The sequence below is a fragment of the Pseudomonas sp. BF-RE-25 genome, from assembly GCF_019956105.1.
Classification (GTDB): Bacteria; Pseudomonadota; Gammaproteobacteria; order Pseudomonadales; family Pseudomonadaceae; genus Aquipseudomonas; species Aquipseudomonas migulae.
The window spans coordinates 184,461-206,500 of record NZ_JAHBDB010000011.1 but is presented as its reverse complement, the minus strand read 5'-3'; the positions used below and the strand labels follow the sequence as shown (position 1 = coordinate 206,500).

General features: G+C 60.3%; 17 protein-coding genes. 8 read left to right on the top strand and 9 right to left on the bottom strand.

Annotated elements, in window-relative coordinates:
- Window positions 1-158 precede the first annotated feature (158 nt).
- The 7 genes from KGB24_RS06620 to KGB24_RS06590 form a co-directional block, all read right to left on the bottom strand.
- Window positions 159-1,307, bottom strand: a complete 1,149-nt coding sequence (locus tag KGB24_RS06620) for a MalY/PatB family protein (protein ID WP_223414348.1) — start codon at window positions 1,305-1,307, stop codon at window positions 159-161.
- 205 nt (window positions 1,308-1,512) lie between these two features.
- A complete protein-coding gene (locus KGB24_RS06615; protein ID WP_008026341.1) occupies window positions 1,513-2,166 on the bottom strand; it encodes a hydrolase in 654 nt (217 codons plus the stop codon).
- Between the two features lie 186 nt (window positions 2,167-2,352).
- The gene (locus KGB24_RS06610) at window positions 2,353-3,621 is read right to left on the bottom strand and encodes an OprD family porin (RefSeq protein ID WP_223414347.1); all 1,269 of its coding nucleotides are present in this window, start codon (window positions 3,619-3,621) and stop codon (window positions 2,353-2,355) included.
- 127 nt (window positions 3,622-3,748) lie between these two features.
- Window positions 3,749-5,521 carry an acyl-CoA dehydrogenase C-terminal domain-containing protein gene (locus KGB24_RS06605; RefSeq protein ID WP_223414346.1) on the bottom strand — a complete coding sequence of 591 codons (1,773 nt, stop codon included), beginning with the start codon at window positions 5,519-5,521 and terminating at the stop codon, window positions 3,749-3,751.
- Between the two features lie 60 nt (window positions 5,522-5,581).
- Window positions 5,582-7,243 (bottom strand): cation acetate symporter, encoded by a 1,662-nt coding sequence (locus KGB24_RS06600; protein WP_008026348.1) that lies wholly within the window; start codon window positions 7,241-7,243, stop codon window positions 5,582-5,584.
- Complete coding sequence (locus KGB24_RS06595; RefSeq protein ID WP_223414344.1) at window positions 7,243-7,569, bottom strand: DUF485 domain-containing protein; 327 nt, start codon at window positions 7,567-7,569, stop codon at window positions 7,243-7,245. The genes KGB24_RS06600 and KGB24_RS06595 overlap by 1 nt, the downstream gene beginning before the upstream one ends.
- A 122-nt stretch (window positions 7,570-7,691) precedes the next feature.
- Complete coding sequence (locus KGB24_RS06590) at window positions 7,692-9,314, bottom strand: acyl-CoA synthetase (RefSeq protein ID WP_223414343.1); 1,623 nt, start codon at window positions 9,312-9,314, stop codon at window positions 7,692-7,694.
- Window positions 9,315-9,544: 230 nt separating this feature from the next.
- Here KGB24_RS06590 and KGB24_RS06585 point away from each other — a divergent pair, with 230 nt between their 5' ends.
- The 8 genes from KGB24_RS06585 (at window position 9,545) to KGB24_RS06550 (ending at window position 19,077) form a co-directional block, all read left to right on the top strand.
- On the top strand, window positions 9,545-11,821 hold the full coding sequence (locus KGB24_RS06585; protein WP_008026354.1) for a PAS domain S-box protein: 2,277 nt from the start codon (window positions 9,545-9,547) through the stop codon (window positions 11,819-11,821).
- Between the two features lie 4 nt (window positions 11,822-11,825).
- Window positions 11,826-12,461 carry a response regulator transcription factor gene (locus KGB24_RS06580; RefSeq protein ID WP_008026356.1) on the top strand — a complete coding sequence of 212 codons (636 nt, stop codon included), beginning with the start codon at window positions 11,826-11,828 and terminating at the stop codon, window positions 12,459-12,461.
- Between the two features lie 74 nt (window positions 12,462-12,535).
- Window positions 12,536-13,630, top strand: coding sequence for an AI-2E family transporter (locus KGB24_RS06575; protein WP_008026358.1), 1,095 nt, complete (start codon window positions 12,536-12,538; stop codon window positions 13,628-13,630).
- Window positions 13,627-14,358 (top strand): hypothetical protein, encoded by a 732-nt coding sequence (locus KGB24_RS06570; RefSeq protein ID WP_223414342.1) that lies wholly within the window; start codon window positions 13,627-13,629, stop codon window positions 14,356-14,358. The genes KGB24_RS06575 and KGB24_RS06570 overlap by 4 nt, the downstream gene beginning before the upstream one ends.
- A gap of 21 nt (window positions 14,359-14,379) precedes the next feature.
- Complete coding sequence (locus tag KGB24_RS06565) at window positions 14,380-14,844, top strand: MaoC family dehydratase (RefSeq protein ID WP_008026361.1); 465 nt, start codon at window positions 14,380-14,382, stop codon at window positions 14,842-14,844.
- 219 nt (window positions 14,845-15,063) lie between these two features.
- Complete coding sequence (locus KGB24_RS06560) at window positions 15,064-16,074, top strand: GlxA family transcriptional regulator (RefSeq protein ID WP_223414341.1); 1,011 nt, start codon at window positions 15,064-15,066, stop codon at window positions 16,072-16,074.
- 226 nt (window positions 16,075-16,300) lie between these two features.
- On the top strand, window positions 16,301-17,512 hold the full coding sequence (locus tag KGB24_RS06555; RefSeq protein ID WP_223414340.1) for a M24 family metallopeptidase: 1,212 nt from the start codon (window positions 16,301-16,303) through the stop codon (window positions 17,510-17,512).
- 224 nt (window positions 17,513-17,736) lie between these two features.
- On the top strand, window positions 17,737-19,077 hold the full coding sequence (locus tag KGB24_RS06550; RefSeq protein ID WP_008026368.1) for an MFS transporter: 1,341 nt from the start codon (window positions 17,737-17,739) through the stop codon (window positions 19,075-19,077).
- A gap of 114 nt (window positions 19,078-19,191) precedes the next feature.
- On the opposite strand, the gene KGB24_RS06545 is transcribed toward KGB24_RS06550, so the two are convergent.
- Together KGB24_RS06545 and gabP are read right to left on the bottom strand one after the other, a co-directional pair.
- Window positions 19,192-20,208, bottom strand: a complete 1,017-nt coding sequence (locus tag KGB24_RS06545) for a GlxA family transcriptional regulator (protein ID WP_008026370.1) — start codon at window positions 20,206-20,208, stop codon at window positions 19,192-19,194.
- 391 nt (window positions 20,209-20,599) lie between these two features.
- A complete protein-coding gene (gabP, locus tag KGB24_RS06540) occupies window positions 20,600-21,994 on the bottom strand; it encodes a GABA permease (protein ID WP_008026371.1) in 1,395 nt (464 codons plus the stop codon).
- Window positions 21,995-22,040: the final 46 nt, after the last annotated feature.

Here is a 22,040-nt window from a genome sequence, read left to right as displayed (position 1 = left end):
CCTGCGGACGTCATCGCCGGCAAGCCAGCTCCTACAAGGTACGAGGTGGCTGGCAGTAATATGTGCCGCAGCAAATTCCTGTAGGAGCCGGCTTGCTGGCGATTGGCCCTTGAACCCTGCGGTGACCTCGCGGATGTCATCGCCGGCAAGGGGGCTTGTTAGCGGTCGCGCAAACTGCGCTCCATCCTTGCAATGCCTTCCTCCAGCAACGCGCGCGGGCAGCCGAAGTTCAGGCGTACGAACTGTTTGCTGTCATCGCCGAAATCCAGGCCAGGGCTAAGCCCGACTTTCGCCTTTTCAAGGAAGAACTGCTGCGGGTTCTCCAACCCCAGCGCCGAGCAGTCGAGCCAGGCCAGGTAAGTGCTCTGAGGCACATTCATGCTGATGCCGGGCAAGCGCGTGCGAACGGCTTCCACCAGATAATCGCGGTTACTTTGCAGGTAGTCCTTGAGCGCGGCCAGCCACGGCGCACCTTCGGTGTAAGCAACACGTGTCGCTTCCATGCCCAGCGGATTGACGCTGTCGACCATGCCGCAGCGCGCATGGTTGACGCGCTCGCGCAGGGCACGGTCCTGAATGATCATGAACGAAGTCTTCAGGCCTGCGATGTTGTAGGCCTTGCTCGCCGACATCAGCGTGATGGTGCGCTGGGCGATTTCCGGGCTCAACGATGCGGTGGGAATGTGTTGGCGGCCGTCGAAGCACAGTTCGGCATGGATTTCGTCGGAAATGATCCAGGCGCCCTGCGCCACGCAGATATCGGCCACGGCTTGCAGTTCTTCCCTTGGGAACGCCTTGCCCAGCGGGTTGTGCGGGTTGCTCAGCAGCAGTGCACCGCCGCCTTCCAGCGACTGGCGCAAGGCCTGAAGCGGCGTGGCGTACGTGCCATCAGCCATTTCCTCGAAATTCAGTTCAACCTTGTTCAGCCCCCAATGCCCCGGTGCATGACGCAGCGGTGGGTAGTTGGGCGTTTGCACCACGACATTCTGTTGCGGCTGGACCAGCGCATTCAGGGCCATGTTGAAACCCGATTCCACGCCCGGCAGGAAAACCAGCTCCTGCGGCTCGACGCGCCAGGCGTACTTGTTCCAGAGGTCGGTCACGATGGCATTGCGCAAGTCATCCTGCGCCACGCTGTAGCCGAGCAACGGGTGTTCCAGACGTTTTTGCAGGGCCTGGATGATCACCGATGGCGCGGCAAAATCCATGTCGGCAACCCACATCGGCAATACGTCGGCCGGGTAGCGGCTCCACTTGGTACTGCCGGTGTTATGGCGGTCGAACACCTGATCAAAATCGAAGGTCATGCTCAGTCTCATACAAGGCAGGGTTGTTTTCGGCGCTCATGATAAACGCCAACCCCTGTGTGAGCGAGCCTGCTAGCGACGGCGGAGGTTCAATTGCATCGATGCGGGCTGTGACGGCCCCATCGCGAGCAAGCTTGCTCCTACAAAAAACTCAGTTCTTCGCGAGGGGAAGCGACTCCGGTTTGCCCGGAGTCGCGGCTGTTGCTTAGTGAGCTTCGGATGCGCCGAACATGCTCTTGGCGTAGATCAGCCCCAGACCATAGGCGCCGCCGTTGGCAATCGAGGTTTTCACGGTTTCGTCATAGGTTTCACCGCGAGCCCAGTCGCGCTGCAATTCAAGCAGGTATTGCAACGAAGTCATCGGCCGCGCGCCGATCTGGATCATGCGCTGCATCGCCATTTCATGGGCTTCGGTGGTGACGTCGCCACAGGCGTCGGCAATCACGTACACCTCAAAACCCTGGTCGATGGCCGACAGCGCCGGGCCGACGATGCACACGGAGGTCCACAGGCCTGCGAGGACGATTTTCTGTTTGCCGAATTTATTCACTTCAACGGCAATGCGCTCGTCTTCCCAGGTGTTCATGCTGGTGCGGTCGATGACGTTGTGTTCCGGGAACACCGATTTGATTTCGTCGAAAATCGGGCCGGAGAAGCTCTTTTCGGCAACGGTGGTGAGGATGGTCGAGACCTTGAAGCCACGTGCAGCCTTGGCCACCAGCGCGGCATTGTTGCGCAGGGTCACGGCGTCAATCGACTTGGTGGCAAAGGACATTTGCGACTGGTGGTCGATCATGATCAGCGTGTGGTCGGTTGGGGTCAGCAGGGTTTTGCCGGGTACTGCTTTTGCGATAGCCATGGCGATGTCCTTACGGGGTGAGTGAGGAGGCCATGGTGGCGTAGAGTCGGGCGGGGATATTGAACCGATGTGCTGTGTTTTGACTTTCTTGCGGGGCGAGGCTAGCCAGTTCCTACAGGATCGGGGTGTACGCCCCCCCTGTAGGAGCCGGCTTGCTGGCGAAACGATGGTGGCCGTTATGCCGCCTTACCAGATCGGCAACGTATAGCTGACGATCAACCGGTTTTCATCCAGATCACTGCCAAAATTTGTCGAGCGCACTGTCGCATTGCGCCATTTCACGCCGACGTTTTTCAGCGGCCCGCTCTGCACGACATACCCGATATCGGTATCGCGTTCCCATTCCTTGCCTTCAGGACGGTTGTTACCCAGGTCTATATCGGTACCGTTGATGTAGCGGGTCATGAACGTCAGGCCGGGAATGCCGAGGGCGGCAAAGTTGTAGTCGTAACGGGCCTGCCAGGATTTTTCGTCCTTGCTGGCAAAGTCGCCGATCTGTACGAAGTTCACCAGGAACGCATCGGTGCCATTGATGTAGGCATACCCGGTGTCGCCGCTCATGCCTTGATAACCCAGGCCGAACGCATGCCCACCGAGGTTGTAGGTGAACATGGCGCCAATTGCCTTGTTGTCGACATTACTGCCGCCATCATCGATGGAGCGTGCGAACCGCAGATCAGTCTTCAACGATTGACCGACGGTGACCGGCAACACGTAGGTCAGGTTGACCAGGTGCTGGCTGTAGAAATTGTCGAGGTGGCCGTAGCTATAACCAGTGGCGAGGTTACTGGTCCATTTGTAGTTCAGGCTGGCGAAATCGAAGCTGTCGCTGTCCAAATGGCGGCTGGTGATGCCCTTGGCGCCGGTTCGGGTGATGCCCATGTCCTCATAGTCCGAGGAGTCGCGCTGGTTGACCTGCGTCAGCCGTCCGGCGTCCACGGTCAGGCCTTCGACTTCCAGCGAAGTCAACTGGCCGCCTTTGAAGGTTTGCGGCAACAACCGTGAATCGTTGGCCAATACCGTCGGCAGCTTGGGCAGCAATGTGCCCAGTTTCAATGTGCTTTTGGACGCACGCAGTTTGGCGGTCAGGCCCAGTTCACCGTACTCGTCCTGCGCGCCTTTGCGCGTGTCGCGATGGCGCTGGAGCAGGCCGGAGCCGGCGCGATCCGGGCTGGAGTCGAGTTTGACGCCTACCAGGCCGATCGCATCGAAACCGACCCCGATCAGCCCCTCGGTAAAGCCGGATTCGTAGCGCAACAGGAAGCCCTGCGCCCATTCCTCCTGTTTCGATTGCGCCGCGTTGGTCTGACGATAGTCACGGTTGAAGTAGAAGTTGCGTAGCTCAAGGCTGGCCTTGCTGTCCTTGATAAAGTCAGCAGCGGCGGGGGCCGAGAGGCTGATGACGCCGCCGGCCAGCAACAGTCGGGTAGCGAGAGTGCGGGTGTTGTGATCCATGTGAAGCCCCTTTGTTTTTATTATGAAATGACGGCTTGCGCGACCCTCGCCAACCGGGCGAGGGCTTACCAAGAAAAAACGCGAACGCCAAAAAGAGAGGAGCGTGGCGCCGCGTGCGGTTCAATCGTTAGAACTGCTCGGCGCTCAGACCGAACAACGAGGCACTGCCGGCGCGAATCGATTGTTCGAGGCTCAAAATGCGCGGCAGCAGGCGATGGAAGTAGAAGTCGGCGGTGGCGATCTTCGCACCGTAAAAGCCTTCGTCGTCGCTTAGCTTTTGCCGGGCAACCTGCGCCATGCGCGCCCACAACCAGGCGTAGGCCACATACCCGAACAGGTGCAAATACTCCACGGAAGCGGCGCCGACTTCGTTGCGGTTGGTCGCTGCCCGGTCCTGCAACCAGTCGCTCAGGTCTTCCAGGCGCTGCACGGCATCGAACAGTTGCGTGCTGTAGGGCGCGTCAGGCTGGTGGGCGAAATGCCGAATCTCGCCGGTGAACTGACGCAACGCGAAACCGTTATCGGCCAGCACTTTGCGCCCGAGCAGGTCCAGCGCCTGAATGCCGTTGGTGCCTTCGTAGATCTGCGCGATGCGCACGTCGCGGACCAATTGTTCCTGGCCCCATTCGCGGATGTAGCCATGGCCGCCGAACACTTGCTGGCCGTTGATGCAGCTCTCCAGACCGATGTCGGTGAAGAAGGCCTTGGCAATCGGCGTCAGCAGCGCGACCAGGCTCTGGGCGCTCTCGCGTTCTTGCGCATCGTCGGAGAACTTCGCCAGATCGAGCTGCTGCCCGACATAACTGGCGAACGCGCGGCCACCCTCAGTCATGGCTTTCATGCTGAGCAGCATGCGGCGCACATCGGGGTGGACGATGATCGGATCGGCGACTTTGTCCGCGGCCACGGTGCCGGTCGGGGCGCGGCTCTGAATGCGTTCACGGGCGTAGGCCACCGCACTCTGATAGGACGCTTCGGCGCAGCCAATGCCCTGAATACCGATGGACAGGCGTTCGTAGTTCATCATGGTGAACATCGCTGCGAGGCCTTTGTTGGCTTCGCCCACCAGCCAGCCGCTGGCGCCGTCGAAATTCATCACGCAGGTGGCCGAGGCCTTGATGCCCATCTTGTGTTCGATCGAACCGCAACTTACGGCGTTGGCCTCGCCAAGGGAACCGTCGGCATTGACCAGCACTTTGGGCACCACAAACAGCGAGATGCCTTTTGGTCCGGCCGGCGCGTCGGGCAGTTTTGCCAACACCAGATGGACGATGTTTTCGGTCAGGTCCTGATCGCCGCCGGTGATGAATATCTTGCTGCCGGTGATGCTGAAACTGCCATCCGCCCGAGGTTCTGCGCGGGTGCGGATGATCCCCAGATCGGTGCCGGCATGGGCTTCGGTCAGGCACATGGAGCCGGCCCAGCGACCTTCATACATCGGCGGCAGGTACAGGTTTTTCAAGGTGTCGCTGGCGTGGGCATCCAGCGCCAGGCACGCACCGGAACTCAATGCCGAATACAGCGCGAAACTGGAATTGGCGCCGTAGAGCATTTCTTCAAACTGCACGGCGAGCATTTTCGGCATGCCCATGCCGCCGTACTCGGGATTACCGGACAGACCGACCCAGCCACCCTCGATGTACGTGGCATAAGCCTGTTTGAAGCCGTTGGGCGTGGTCACCTGACCTTCATGCCACTGTGCGCCTTCTTCGTCGCCGCTGCGGTTCAAGGGTGCGATCAGGTGCGCGGTGACTTTTCCCGCTTCCTCAAGGATCGCGTCGGCGATGCCGGCATCGATGTTGTCAGCCAGGGCAGGCAGGCGTGCCCACAGGGCCGGGGCGTCGAACACCTCATGCAGGACGAAGCGCAGATCGCGCAGGGGGGCTTTGAATTCGGGCATAACGTGAACCTCGACAGGACGGTTGTGCACGGCGCCGCAACCGGGCGCCGTGCCTTTCAATCAATGACTGGAAGCGCTGGCAGCACCGAGACCGGTCTGGGCGCGCACGAACTGGTCGGCGTAGGCGTCACGTTCCTTGTCGGCCCGCACACTGCGGTCGAGTCGGGACACGACGACAATCACCAGGAACGCCAGCGGCATGGAAAACAGCGCCGGGTGGTCGTACGGGAAGAGGGCGTGAGCATGACCGAGCACGGTCACCCACACGGCCGGGGACAGGATCACTAGCACCAGCGCGCAGATCAGGCCGGCAAAACCGCCGATGATCGCGCCTTTGGTGGTCAGGCCCTTCCAGTACATGGCCATGATCAGTACCGGGAAGTTGGTCGAGGCAGCGATGCCGAAGGTCAGGCCGACCAGGAACGCGACGTTCATCTTCTCGAACAGGATGCCCAGCAGAATCGCGATGATGCCCAGGCCCACGGTGGCCATGCGGGTGACGCGCATTTCCTGTTTCTGGGTGGCGTTGCCTTTCTTGAAGACGGTGGCGTAGAGGTCGTGGGAAATCGCCGACGCACCGGCCAGGGCCAGCCCGGAGACCACCGCAAGGATGGTGGCGAACGCCACGGCCGAGAGGAACCCGAGGAACAGGTTGCCGCCTACCGCTTTGGCCAAGTGCATCGCGACCATGTTGCCGCCGCCAATCAAGGCGCCGCCCACTTCACCGTTGACGTAGTACTGCGGATCGGTGCCGATGATCACCATCGCGGCGAAGCCCAGGGTGCAGACCACGAGGAAGAAGAAACCGATGAAACCGGTGGCGTAGAACACCGATTTACGCGCTTCCCTGGCGTTGGGTACGGTGAAGAAACGCATCAGAATGTGCGGCAGACCGGCAATGCCGAATACCAGGCCGAGAGACATTGACGCGGTGTTGATCGGGTCGGCGAGCATTGAGCCGGGGCCCATGATATTCCAGCCGCTGGCATGCGCTTCGACCGCTTTGGTGGCCAGGGTTTCGTAGCTGAAACCGAACTGCGACATGGCCATGCCTGCGAGAGTCGTGCCGCCGGCCAGCAGCAACACCGCCTTGATGATTTGCACCCAGGTCGTTGCGATCATGCCGCCGAAGATCACATACACCAGCATCAACGCGCCGACGATCACCACCGCTACCGGGTAGTCGAGGCCGAACAGCAATTTGATTAACTGGCCGGCACCGACCATCTGCACGATCAGGTAGCAACACACCACCGTCAACGAACCGAATGCAGCGAAAATCCGCACTTTGTTCTGGTCCAGCCGGTAGGAGACGATGTCGGCAAAGGTGTAGCGCCCCAGATTGCGCAGCCGCTCGGCCATCAGGAAGGTGATGATCGGCCAACCGACAAAGAAGCCGATGGTGTAGATGAAACCGTCGTACCCCTTGGCGAACACCAGGCTGGACAGCCCCAGCAGCGTAGCGGCGGACATGTAGTCGCCGGCAATCGCCAAGCCGTTCTGAAACCCGGTGATGCCACCGCCGGCGGTGTAGAAGTCCGAGGTGGATTTGGTCTGGCGCGCGGCCCACCAGGTGATGGCCAATGTGCCGAGAACGAACACGAAGAACATGCCGATCGCATGCAGGTTCAGCGGTTGTTTTTCGATGGTTCCCAACGCGGGTGCAGCGAATACAACGGAGGCCGGCAACAGGCAGGCTGCGGCGAGGATGAGTTTACGCATCACTTGCTCTCCTCAAGAATGGCCGCACCCAGCGCATCGAAGCGCGTGTTGGCGCTGTAGACGTACCAACCGGTCAGCAACCAAGAAAAAACAATGATCGCCGCGCCGACCGGCATGCCCAGGGTCAACATCCGGTGCTCGCCGAGCGGCGTGTGCAGCCATTGCGGGGCAAACGCCACCACGAACATGAACAGGTAATAAGTGCCCAGCACCGCAGCACTCAACGACCAGGCCAGGCGCGAGCGACTGCTGACCAGTTGCAGGAATTTCGGGTTGGTCCGAATACGTTCACAGCGTTGGGTATCGGTTGCATGGATGTCGATCATGATGCGCTCCACATTGTTGTTGTTATCGGTGTGTGGGGGCAGGGCAGGCCGAATTCGGCCTGCACGAGCCCGAGGCGGCAGGTAAGACACCTGCCGCCTGATAGGTGAAACGTCGGTGAGGGTTAGAGGGCCTTGGCCCTGTCGCGCAGTACGTACTTCTGGATCTTGCCGGTGGATGTCTTCGGCAGGAGGGTGAAAATCACCGTGCGCGGAACTTTGAAACCGGCCAGATGCTCGCGGCAGAAACTGATGATGTCGGCCTCGCGAACGTCCTGGTGATCAGCCTTCAAGGTGATGAAGGCGCAGGGCGTTTCGCCCCATTTTTCATCGGGGCGGGCGACCACGGCGGCTTCCATCACCCCCGGATGGCGATAGAGCACGCCTTCGAGTTCGATGGTGGAAATGTTCTCGCCACCGGAAATGATGATGTCTTTGAGGCGGTCTTTGATCTCGACATAACCGTCGGGGTGACACACCGCCAGGTCGCCAGTATGAAACCAGCCACCCTCGAATGCTTCGGCGGTGGCCGTCGGGTTTTTCAGGTAGCCCTTCATCACGGTGTTGCCGCGCATGAACACTTCACCGATGGTCTGGCCATCGCGCGGGGTCGGTTCCAGCGTCTTCGAATCGCCGACCATCACACCTTCGAGCGTCGGGTAGCGCACGCCCTGACGGGATTTGATCTGCGCCCGTTCTTCCAGCGGCAGTTCGTCCCATTCGGCATGCCAGGCGCAGAGGGTCACCGGACCATAGGTTTCCGTCAGGCCGTAGACGTGGGTGACCTTGATGCCCATTTCCTCCACGGCGCCAATGACTTTGGCCGGCGGGGCAGCACCGGCGACCATGGCGTTGACCGGGTGATCGATGGCCGCCTTCGCGGATTCCGGCATGTTGACCAGCGCGTTGAGCACGATCGGCGCGCCGCACAGGTGCGTGACCTGATGTTCGCGAATCAGCGTGAGGATTTTCTGCGGATCGACCCGGCGCAGGAACACGTGAACGCCGGCGAGTGCGGTGATGGTCCATGGGTAGCACCAGCCGTTGCAATGGAACATCGGCAGGGTCCAGAGGTACACCGGATGGTTGCCCATGGCCCAGGTCATCTGGTTGCCCAAGGCATTCAAATAAGCGCCGCGGTGGTGATAGACCACGCCTTTCGGATTGCCGGTGGTGCCGGAGGTGTAGTTCAGCGAGATGGCTTGCCACTCGTTGGCTGGCCATTGCCAGGCGAACGCCGGGTCGCCTTCGGCCAGCAACGCTTCATAGTCCAGATCGCTGACGGCCTGGCCTTCACCGTATTCCGGGTCGTTGACGTCGATGACCAGAGGCGGGTGATCAAGCATGCCGATGGCGGCGTGAATCACGTTATGGAACTCGCGGTCGGTGATCAGCACCTTGGCCTCGCCATGCTGGAGCATGAACGCAATGGCTTCAGCATCCAGGCGCACGTTAAGCGGGTTGAGCACGGCGCCGATCATCGGCACGCCAAAATGCACTTCCAGCATTTCCGGGATATTGGGCAGCATCACCGCCACGGTGTCGTCTTTGCCGATGCCGCGACCAGCCAGCGCCGAGGCCAGGCGTCGGCAACGGGTGTAGGTCTGCGCCCAGGTACGGCGAATCGAGCCGTGGATGATGGCGGGGTAGTCGGGGTAAACATTGGCCGTGCGCTCAAGGAAGCTGAGCGGAGACAAGGCGATGTGATTGACAGCCGAAGGGACTAGCCCTTGTTCATAGATCGACATGTGCGGTACTCGGTGGCTGATTGTTAGCTCTATCGGTGGCCTTTCAGCGTTGCCGCTGAGGTCACCTTTATATGTCCGGTGTGCTTTATATAACAATCCTCCATCGATATGGAAGTACAACCTATGGCGTATGGTATATGTACTATATTTGATTCGTGCTGAACTAAATGACTACCGTTAAATCGCCAAGGCCGGTATATCCTTGGCTTCCCCAACGAAGCGGACCCGTGATGACCCTGACCCCCGTTCGATTGCACAGCTGGTTGCGCCTGCAGCGTGAGGCCGTGCCTCTGGCCGCCCGGGCCGATGCGTTGTGCCGGGCCTTGCAGGATTGCCCCGAGGTGCGTCGCGCGGTTTACCTGAGCTGGCAACCCCAGGCGCGAATCTACAGCCATGAAGGTGCCGCCCAGCATTTTCCCCCGGGCCAGGGCGACCCTTCGCTGGCCAGCGATCAGTTGCTGTTCGAGCGTTTGCTGGAAGCCGGGCGCCTCGACCTGGCGCAAGTGCGGCAACTGGATTGCTGGTTGGCCGGTCGACTGCGCCGCGCCGCCATCAGCCATGGCCAAGTGTTCGATCTGGCGTTGACGCCTGGGCAAGCCGGGTTGTTGCTGGTGGAAGTCTGCGAAGGAGTGAGTTTCGATTGGCTGGGGTGGGTGCAGGATTTGCTCACGACTTTGCTCAGCAGCGTCAACGGCATGCTGCGTGGCTCGCCACTGTTGGGCCACGATCCGCAACCGAGCCTTTTGCTCGATGCGCAGGGACGGCCGCAGGAATTCAACGCGGCGTTGCTGGCGTTGCTGGCGGAAAAGCCGCTGAGCGACGTATTCGGTTTTCTGCCGGTCAACCATCGGGTACTGGTGCGCGCGTGTCTGGACCAGCAGCGCGCCATTGAAGGGGTCGAAGCCCAGCTCGAAACGCAGATTCTGATCTGGACATTCATTCCCGATCCCCAGGACAACCGTGTGCTCGCCCGTTGCCGCGACGCCACCGCGCAAGTGCTGGCCGAGCGCGAAGCGGCCCAGGCGCGGCGGTTGTACCGGCTGATCATCGAGAACACCACCGACTTGATTTCCCGGCACACACCGGACGGCTGTTTTCTCGATGCCTCCCCCGCGTCATGGACGTTGCTCGGCTACTGGCCGGAAGAACTGCGCGGGCAAATGGCCCAGGGCCTGTTCCATGGTCAGGACCTGGCCAGCCTGGTGCAGCGTGCCCGCGATGCGCTGGAGCAGGACGGTTATCACACCATGACCTATCGCATTCGCCATCGGGACGGCCATTACCTGTGGTTCGAAACCGCCAGTCGGGCGATTCGTGAAACCTATACCGGCACGGTGGTCGAGGTGGTCAGCGTCTCCCGGGACATTACTGCCAGAGTGCAGGCCGAAGAGAACAAGCGGCGCCTGGCCGAAGTCGTCGAGGTCAACACCGATCCGGTGCTGTTTATCGACCCCGAGGGGCAAGTCACTTACCTCAACCCGGCGGCGCGCCGCATCCTCGGCATAGGCGAGCAACAGCCGATGCCGGTCCTGGCACAACTGTTCGCCAGCGCTGACCTGACGCGTCTGCAACGTGACGGCTGGAGCGGCGCCGAACGCGACGGCGTCTGGAGCACCGATGCGCGCTTGCAACCACCGGGCGGTGGCGCGTCGGTGCCGGTATCGCTGGTGCTGTTGGCGCATCGTTCGGCCGGTGGCGAGCGCTACTATTCACTGGTGGCGCGGGACATGACCGAACGTGAACTGCGCGAAGTGCAGCAACGCCGCCATCAGGATGAACTGGCGCACACCGCGCGCCTGGTCACCCTCGGTGAACTGGCCTCGGGCATCGCCCACGAAATCAATCAGCCACTGGCCGCGGTGGTCAATTACGCCAACGCCAGCCAGCGCTATTTGCAGACCGTGGATTCCAACCCCCAGGCGGCCGCCCGGGTTGCGCAAGGGCTGGAACGCATCACCCATCACGCCACGCACGCCTCGGAAGTGATCCGCCGTTTGCGCGCGTTTCTGCGCAAAGGCCAGCGCCGCATGCAGGCGCTGAACGTCACCGATGTCGCCCGCGAAGCCGTGCGTTTGTGCGCCTGGGAAGCGAGTAATTGCCAAGTGACAATCGAGGATCGTCTGCCGGATAATCTGCCGCCCGTTTATGCCGATCGAGTGTTGCTGGAACAAGTCCTGCTCAATCTGTTGCGCAATGCCATCGATGCCAATCGCGAACAACATCCCGGCCAGCCCTCGCTGATTGTGATGACCGCCGGGCAGGGCAGTGCCGCCACCGTGGACATCACGGTGCAGGACCAGGGGCCCGGCGTGAGCGAGCCCGAACTGGAGCAGATTTTTACCCCGTTCTATACCAGCAAGGCCGATGGCCTGGGGCTCGGTTTGTCCATGAGCCGCAGCATCATCGAAGGTTTCGGCGGCGAATTGCAGGCCCGCCGCCAACCGGTCGGGCTGCTGATGTGCTGTCGCTTGCCGCTTGCCGGTCCAACAAAACAACAACAGGAATAATGCAATGGCGGGTGTGACGGAGCACGTGGTGTACGTGGTCGATGACGATCAAGGCATGCTCGATTCAACGGTCTGGTTACTGGAGTCAGTCGGCCTCAAGGCGTTGCCGTTTACCAGCGGTGTTGAGTTCCTCAATGCCTGCGATGCCAGCCTGGCGGCCTGTGTGCTGCTGGATGTACGCATGCCCGGCATGGGTGGCTTGAACGTGCAGGAAGAAATGCGATTGCGCGAACTGAACCTGCCAATCATCTTCGTCAGCGGTCACGCCGATGTGCCGATCGTGGTGCGTGCGTTCAAGGCCGGCGCTCACGACTTCATTGAAAAGCCCTACAACGAACAACTGCTGCTGGACAGCGTGCAACAGGCCCTGAGCACTTGTGCGACCCACCGTTCGGGTAATCAGGGGCATGAAGCGTTGCAGGCGCGTTTGCTCACGCTGACCCCACGGGAACGCGACGTCTTGTTGCCGCTGGTGCAGGGTTACACCACCCGTGAAATCGCCGAGCAACTGGGGGTGAGCGCAAAAACCGTCGACCTCTACCGCTCACGCGTGATGAAACGCATGCAGGCCAATACCCTGCCGGACCTGGTCGGCATGGCCATTGCCGCCGGAATGGTTGATCCATTGAAGTTGCGTTGAATCCACGCGTTTTCCGCCGAACGACTATGCTGGGCTAACCGATCCCGTACCGTTGCAGTGATCAGGAGGCCTCCATGGAGCCCACTTCGTTCTCCGAAAAAACGCTGACGCGCACGCTGCTCGATGTCCTTATCCGGGCTGGGCTGATCGCGGTTCTGGTGCTGTTCTGCTTTGAAATCTTCAGCCCGTTCCGTGACCTGATGCTGTGGTCGCTGATCCTGGCGATTACCCTTTACCCGTTGCAGGCTCGGCTGAAAGGGCCCTTGGGGCAGAATGACGGGCGTATTGCGACGCTGATTATCCTGATCGCCATCGTCATCCTGGTGTTACCGATCTACTTTCTGGGCACCTCGATAGCCGACTCGGTCGACCGTGTGATGGAAGTGGTCAAGGGTGGCGACTTTCACCTGCCACCACCCGCCGAATCCATCGCCAGTTGGCCATTGGTGGGGCAGCCGCTGTTTGACTTGTGGCTCGAGGCCTCAACCAATCTTCCCGACCTGACCGCCAAATACCTCCCGCAGATCAAGCACTTCAGCCTGTCCCTGTTGAGCAAATTGGCCGGCGTCGGCATGGGTTTCCTGACCTTCATTTTCGCCTTGATCATCGCCGGTATTTTCATGGCCTATGGCGAGAGCGGCAATCGCAGCGCGGTGCAGATTGCCTCGCGGGTCAGCGACCCGACCAAAGGGCCGAAAATTGCCGCGCTGTGCACCGCAACGATCCGTGCGGTTGCGCTGGGCGTAGTCGGGATCGCGTTCATCCAGATGCTGCTGGTGGGGCTCGGGTTTGTCTTCAAGGGCATTCCCGGCGCCGGTTTGCTGGCCCTTGGGGTGCTGTTGCTCGGCATCATGCAATTGCCGGCGACGCTGATCACGGTTCCGGTGATTGCCTATGTGTTCGCCACCGAAGGCGCCAACACTGTGACGATCGTGTTCGCCATCTTCGTCTTCGTTGCCGGCCTGGTGGACAACGTGCTCAAACCGCTGCTGCTGGGGCGCGGTGTCGATGTGCCGATGCCGGTGGTGCTGATCGGCGCGCTTGGCGGGATGGTCACCAGCGGCATCATCGGGTTGTTCATCGGTCCGGTGGTGCTGGCGGTCGGGTATCAATTATTCTGGCAATGGGTTCGGGATCAGCCTTCGGAGGGAGGAGGGCCGCCACTATGAATGCGCCGGGTGATGAACTGCTCAATTGCGTACTGATCGCCCATGGTGGTCTGGAGCGCTGGAGCAGTTTCAACCAGGTACGCGCCACTATCGTGACCGGGGGCTCGCTCTGGGCCATGAAAGGGCTGACCCAGGACAGCGCGCCACGGCAGATGACCGTCTGGCTGCATGAGCAGCGGGCCTCAGTGACGCCCTTTGGTGGGGCCGACCAATTCACCGCCTACACCCCGGATCGAATCGCCATCGAAAATACCGCCGGCAAGGTGATTGCCGAGCGATCGAAACCCAGAGAATCCTTTCGCGACCATGGGGAAAACAGTCCCTGGGATCCCCTGCACCGAGCGTACTTCAACGGTTACGCACTTTGGTCGTACCTGACCATGCCTTTCCAGTTCACCTGGCCGGGTGTCGTGACCGAGGAAGTCGAGCCCTGGCACGAGGGCTCGGAGCGCTGGCGTCGTTTGCGGGTGACCTTCCCCGAGACAATCGCCACGCACTGCGCGGTGCAGGATTTCTACTTCGGTGCAGACTTTCTGTTACGTCGTCACGACTACAACGTGGATGTCAGCGGTGGCCTGGCTGCTGCGCAATATGTCCATGGCTATGTTGAAACCGACGGCTTGCGCATGCCCGGCAAGCGGCGCGCCTATCGACGCAAGGCCGACGGCCAGGCGGATGAGCACGCCTTGCTGGTAGCCATTGATCTCAGCGACATAGGCTATTCGTAATGCACTGCGGAGGAATGAATCATGACCCTGCATGCCTGGGAAAAACTCTATCTCGATGACCTGAGTCTGGGTCAGGAGTTTGAAAGCGACCCTGTTCGCGTCCATCAGGAAGCGATGTTGGCGTTTGCTCGCGAATACGACCCGCAACCTTTCCATTTGAGTGCCGAAGAGGCCGAGTTGAGTCTGTTCGGCGGTCTGGCGGCCAGCGGCTGGAACACTGCGGCCCTGACCATGAAGATGCTGGTGGCCAGCGTCCCCCTGGCGGACGGTATCATTGGCCTGGGCATCGAGCTGAGCTGGCCGACACCGACTTATCCGGATGACGTGTTACGCCTGTTCAGCAAGGTGCAGGCCATCGAACCGTCGGCTTCAAAACCGGATCGGGGCGTGGTGACGCTGTTCATGGAAACGCTGAATCAGAATGACAAGGTGGTGCAGCGTGCAACCGGGAAGCTGCTGGTATTCAGAAAACCCCCAGAGGATTGAAGCGCAAACAGCAGATCCCCCGCGTCGCCGGTAGTGGCGGGCAATCAGGGGTCGATATCTGACACATCTCGATGATCCCTGGCGCCGACAATCGGGTGAATGGCAGACACCTTTGAAGCGGCGCCGACCTCTATGACAAACACAAAGAAACCTCCTGCGGCAGGTTGGCGGTCAGCTCCATCGTGTGCTGAATAACCTTGACCAACGGGAGAGCGGGACATGCTGCAACCAAGCGAATCCAGCCGGCCATCACCGCCGGTGCTGCGTATTGGTTTCTGGTTGATGGAAGCCTTCGACATGTATGCCCTGGCCAATGCGCTGGAGCCATTGCGCCTGGCCAACCAGTTGGCGGGACACGATGTCTGCCGCTGGCAAATGCTGAGCCTGGACGGGCAGCCACTGAACGCCAGCAACGGCATCGTCACCGCCACTGCGCGACTGGATCAGGCACGAACGTTCGATGTGTTGATCCTTTGTGGCGGCGATAGTCAGCCTCTTCAGACGGAGCATCCGCATCTGCTCGCACAGCTCAACCACTGGGCGAGACAACCGATCAGCCTCGGGGCGTTGGGCGAGGCCGGCTGGCTGCTTGCGCAGACGGGGGCCCTGAAGGGTTTCCGTTGCAGCTTGCCGGAGCCTGCGGCTTCACTGCCGTTTGCGGGTTTCAGCCAGTTGACGCCCGTGGTCGCGCCGTTTTGTGTCGATCGCCAGCGTTTGACCTGCGTCGGCCCGCAGGCGGTTCAAGGGCTGATGCATGAGCTGCTGGCCCGGACCCATGGCCGTGGCCTGATCCTGCGGATGGAGAAACATGCGGCACGCCAGGCCCGACCGCTATTGCCCGTGCATGAGGCGCCGGAAAAGCTCCAGGCAACACTGGCATTGATGAGCGAGCACTTGAGCCGAACACTGGGCATCGACGAACTGGCCGAGGCGATGGGCATTTCCGTCCGACATCTGGAGCGCTTGTTCAAACGCAGCCTGGGTTGTTCCCCGGCAAGGCATTATCTGGACTTGCGCCTGCAGCAGGCGCGTCAGTTGCTGCGGGGCAGTGAACAGTCGCTGTCGGATGTCGCGGCGGCGTGCGGATTCGTCTCGCTGCAACATTTCTTCCGCTGCTATCGGCAGTACTTTGGCGCGCACCCTCGCGACCATATGGGGACGGGCTTGCTCACGCGGGAATCGATGTTGGCAGTACCGGCCTCATCGCGAGCAGGCTCGCTCCCACACTGACCGCGTCATTTTCACCGATGCCTCCGCCAAGCGGCTTTTTTGCGCTTGGCGGGGGCATTTTTGTTTCTGGCACAGGGGTATGGGGAGCGCTTTCGAAAACAGCGGATATGACCAACTACAGGTCGGATTCGCGCAAAAAAGCCCGGTTTGCATCTGTTCGAATGATCTTCAGCGGCCCGCCAGATTGGCGCCATCTGTAGCTCAAACAATGAAAAGGATAAATGACATGCAAATGCCGAAAACCATCCAGATCAAGAACGGCGAAAAAACCAGCCCGACGTTCTCGGCTCAGGAATATGCCAACCGCCAGGCCAAATTGCGCGCCTATCTTGCGCAGAACAATATCGACGCCGCCGTCTTCACGTCCTATCACAACATCAACTATTACAGCGATTTCCTGTATTGCTCCTTCGGACGTCCGTACGCGCTGGTCGTGACCCAGGACAGCGCCGTGACCATCAGCGCCAACATCGATGGCGGTCAGCCATGGCGCCGTACTGTCGGCACTGAAAACATCGTCTACACCGACTGGCAGCGCGACAACTACTTCGTCGCGATCCAGCAAGCGTTGCCCAAGGCCGGGCGCATCGGCATCGAGTTCGACCATCTGAATCTGCTCAATCGCGACAAGCTGGCCAGCCGCTATCCGCAGGCTGAACTGGTGGATATCGGCGCACCGTGCATGCGCATGCGCATGATCAAGTCCGCTGAAGAACACGCGATCATTCGTCATGGCGCACGCGTTGCGGACATCGGCGGTGTCGCCATCGTCGAAGCCTTGCGTGATCAGGTGCCGGAATACGAAGTCGCGCTGCACGCCACCCAGGCCATGGTGCGCGAAATTGCCCGCACCTTCCCGGATGCCGAACTGATGGACACCTGGACCTGGTTCCAGTCCGGCATCAACACCGACGGTGCGCATAACCCGGTGACGTCGCGCAAGGTCAACAAGGGCGACATCCTCAGCCTCAACTGCTTCCCGATGATCGCCGGTTACTACACCGCGCTGGAACGTACGTTGTTCCTGGACCACTGCTCCGACGAGCATCTGCGCTTGTGGGAAGTGAACGTCAAAGTGCACGAGGCCGGTCTGAAGCTGATCAAGCCGGGCATGCGCTGCTGCGATATCGCACTGCAATTGAACGAGATTTTCCTGGAGCACGATCTGCTGCAATACCGCACGTTCGGCTATGGCCACTCCTTTGGTACGCTCAGCCACTACTACGGCCGCGAAGCCGGGCTGGAACTGCGCGAAGACATCGACACGGTTCTGGAGCCAGGGATGGTCGTGTCCATCGAACCGATGATCATGCTGCCCGAAGGCCTTCCTGGGGCCGGCGGCTATCGTGAGCACGACATCCTGATCGTCAACGAACAGGGCGGGGAAAACATCACCAAGTTCCCGTATGGCCCGGAACACAACATCATCAAGAAGTAAGACTTTGCGCCGCACAGCGAACCTGTGCGGCGTTTTACGTTGATGAGCGGCAAAAATCTTACCGGTGGCTGAGATAAACCGGAAAAAACAACGCATGCGAGCCCGAGAGCGCGCAGCATCTAAAGAGCCTTAACCCTGCCAAGTAAAACAATAGAGGGTTTTGTCATGTCCTACGTCCCGACGCTTCATCCTGATAACTGCACCTCTGACACCGGAGGTGCCCAATGAGTACTCAAAGTGCAAGCCTGACGCCGACCCTGGCGCAGAAACTTGAACAGACCGCCGAGCGCAAGGCGCTGCGGCGTGCAGCCAGTGCCAGCTTCATGGGCAACTTCGTCGAGTGGTTCGACTATGCCGCCTACGGCTACCTGGCAACCGTCATCGCACTGACGTTTTTTCCGCAAACCGACAAGGCTTCCGCGCTGCTGGCAACGTTTGCCGTGTTCGCGCTGTCGTTTATCGTCCGCCCGCTGGGGGGATTGGTCTGGGGCCACTTTGGTGACAAATACGGGCGGCGCAGTGCGTTGTCCTGGTCGATTCTGATCATGTCGGTCTCGACCTTTTGCATCGGTATCCTGCCGACCTACAACCATATCGGCCTGTGGGCACCGGCGTTGTTGTTGCTGATTCGCTTGTTTCAGGGCTTCTCTGCTTCAGGTGAGTACGCCGGGGCATCGGCTTTTCTCGCCGAGTATGCGCCGGAGGGCAAACGTGGTTTGTACACCAGCATCGTCCCGGCGAGTACGGCGGCCGGCTTGCTGTTCGGCGCGGTGTTCGTCGCCGGTCTGCATGCGTGGATGAGTGTCGAGGACTTGCACAGCTGGGGCTGGCGTTTACCCTTTTTGCTGGCGGCGCCATTCGGGCTGGTGGGGCGCTACATCCGCATGAGCTTGCAGGACACGCCCAAATTCCTGGAGATGGAAAAACGCCTTGAGGCGAAGGAATGCGCGACCCACGCCCCGGTTCGCGAATTGCTGACCGTGCACCGGCGCAGCGTGATGATCGGGATCGGCGTGACCTGTCTGAATGCGGTGGCGTTTTACCTGTTGCTCAGCTACATGCCGACCTACCTGTCCACCGAAATGGGCATGAGCGAGAGTGATTCGTTCCTGGCCTCGACGGTGTCGCTGGCGACCTATATCGGGCTGATTTTCCTGATGGGCAAGTTGTCGGACCGGTTCGGGCGCAAGACCATGTTGCTGACGGCTTCGGTATTGTTCCTGGCGCTGACCTTTCCGCTGTTCGGGATGTTGGAGAACCAGCCGCTGATCGTGATCCTGATGATCCAGATTGCGTTCGGCGCGATCCTGGCGATGAACGATGGCACCTTGCCGTGCTTCCTCGCCGAGATATTCCCCACCCGTGTGCGTTTCAGTGGCTTTGCCTTCAGCTTCAACATCGCCAACGCGGTGTTCGGCGGCACCGCACCGTTTATCGCGACCTGGCTGATTCAACTGACCGGCAACAAAATGGCCCCGGCCTGGTACCTGTTGGCGGCAGCGGCGGTGGCGTTGATTGCGATGCTGGCGAGTCGGGAAACGGCGCATAAGGCGTTGCAGGATTGATAGATGTTGGGTGTTCTTGAGTAAGCCATCGCGAGCAGGCTCACTCCTACATTGAACCGTGCCCGGTCAACTGTAGGAGTGAGCCTGCTCGCGATGAGGCCCGTCCGGCCGACATCAATGCAAGGCCGCCACCTGCTTGCGCTCACCAATCGGCGACACACCAAAAAACCGGCTATAGCATTTGGAAAAATGCGCTGGCGAAACAAAGCCGCAGGCGAGGGCGATATCACGGACCTGCGATTCACTGCGCAACAACAGTTGCCGCGCCCGTGCCAGGCGCAATTCCAGGTAGTACTGACTCGGCGTGCGTTGCAGGTGCTTGTGAAACAGGCGCTCCAGTTGCCGCACCGACACCTCGTTCAACCGCGCAAGTTCCTCAAGACTCACCGGCTCCTCAAGATTGGCTTCCATGATCGCCACCATCTGGCTGAGCTTGGGTTGCGAGGTGCCGAGCTTCTGCCGCAAGGGCACACGCTGTTGTTCCTGCGCCCCCCGGATCCGGTCACACAAGAGCAGCTCGGCCGTATGGGCGGCGATGTCCCGGCCACCGGGCTCGCGGGCGATCAATTGCAGGGTCATGTCCATCGAGGCCACACCACCGGAGCAGGTGTAGCGATCCCGGTCCAGCTCGAACAGCTGGTTGGAAATGATGATCCCCGGGAAACGCTCCTTCAGCGCTTCGATGTCTTCCCAGTGAATCGTGCAGCGATAGCCCTTGAGCAGATCGGCACGCGCCAGCAAATGGCTGCCGGTGCAAATCCCGCCCAGTGGCACCTGATCATGCGCCAGCTTGCGCAGCCAGTTGAGCAGGGGTCGGCTGCTGTGATTGGAGACGATCGGGTTTGATCCCACCACGAACAGCATGTCCAGCTTTGGTGCATCGGTGATGCTGTGGTCGGGCAGGATGCGCATGCCGTTGCTGGCCGTGACCGGGTCCAGGCTGGCGGCGATGATCACCGTGCGAAACATCTGTTTGCGCGCGGCCAGGTTGGCCATGCGCAAGGTTTCCACGGCAGAGGCGAAGCCGATGGTGGTGAAGTTGGGGATGACCAGGAAACCCACGGTTTTCACCGGTCGTTGTTCATTCGCCGAGCGTCCTGCGGCGGGGTTCGCCACCTGGAGTTTCGCCATTGTTACCGCTCCTCAACTGCATCAGTGACGCGCTCTGCGGCAAGCTGCCGGCAGGGGCAACGTCATCTTGTTTTTGTGATTGTGAACCCTGAAAACAGGTTTGTGGATTTTACACCGAGTGATCTTTCAACAGGCCGTCACGACAGGTGTATGCACGCAAGATGGCATGAGTATGGATCGGCTTGAGAGGGGGCGTTTAAAGCATGGAAGCAAGGCATGAGTGATCTGCAAAAAAAACCGGCCGGCTCCGTGGTGGCGAGCGGCCGGAAAGAGGTGATCGGAAACCTGTAGGAGCCGGCTTGCCGGCGATAGCGGTGTATCAGCAGACATCAATGTTGCATATGACACCGCCATCGCCGGCAAGCCGGCTCCTACAATTGGGATCGTGGTGTTAAGCGTTTTCGGTTTGAGCCATGTCAACGGCTTGTACGGTTTTCTTCCTGGCGTTGAAGATTGCACCCATGCAGACGATGGACAGTGTCAGTGCCCCCGTGGCGATCACTTCCATGCGGTGTTCCGGCAATATCAGCATGACCGTCAGGATGCTCAGGATGCAGAAGATCACCAGGTAGCTAAGCCACGGGTAAAACCACATTTTGAAAGCGATCGGCTGCCCCGATGCATTCATCTTTTTGCGAAGCACCAGTTGCGAAACCGCAATGGCCAGGTAGACCAGCAACGCAACGGCCCCGGAGCTGGCCAGCAGGAAGGAGAACACTTCGTTGGGCGCAAAGTAATTCAGTGCGGTGGTCAGGAAACCGACCGCCGTGCTGGCCAGGACCGCAATATAGGGCACCCCTGAAGACGAGGTTTTCTGCAGGACCCGAGGCCCATCCCCGCGTTTGCTCAGGGAGAAGACCATGCGTGACGCCGTATAAATGGCCGAGTTGAGGCAGCTGGCGACAGCAATCAGTACGACGATGTCGACGATCATTTTCGCGTGGGGAATGTTCATCAACTCAAGCGCTCGCTGATAAGAGCCGACCTGCACGAGCATCGGGTCGTTCCAGGGCACGATGGAGATGATGAGGAACACCGAGACGATGTAGAAAATCCCCATTCGCCAGACCACGGAGTTGGTCGCACGGGTGATCTGTTTCGAGGGGTTTTTCGATTCGGCTGCGGCAATGGTGACGATTTCCGTGCCCATGAAGCTGAACACGGTGGTGAGCATTGCACCGATCACGGCGGTCATGCCATTGGGCATGAAGCCACCGAATTCATGGCTCAGTTGAACAACCCCGCTCACCGTCGTATCCGGCAATCCACCCGCCAGGGCAAGGGCGCCCAGCGCGATAAACCCCAACACCGCGATGACTTTGAGCATGGCGAACCAGAATTCGAACTCGCCGTACCGGGCGACACTGAACAGGTTGGTCAATGTCAGCAGGCCGGTGACCGCGATCGCGAATTCCCAGGTCTGGATCGAGGGGAACCAGGCATGGAGGATGGCCGCAGCGGCGATGGCCTCAATCGGAATCACCAGTACCCAGAACCACCAATACAGCCAGCCGATGGTGAAGCCGGCGCTGCGTCCCATCGCCCGCTCGGCGTAGGTCGAGAATGAACCGGTATCAGGCGACGCGACGGCCATCTCTCCCAGCATGCGCATCACCAGCACCACCAGGGTGCCGGAAAAAATATAGGCGAGGATGGCGGCGGGGCCCGCCGACGCGATGGCGTGTCCCGAACCGATGAACAGGCCGGCGCCAATGGCACCGGCAATGGACAACATCGTGACGTGACGCTGCTTGAGGCCTGGGGCCAAGGTTGAGTTGCTGGACATGAGACTTACCCTTTTTATTCTATTTGGGGAGGGTGAAGCGTTAACC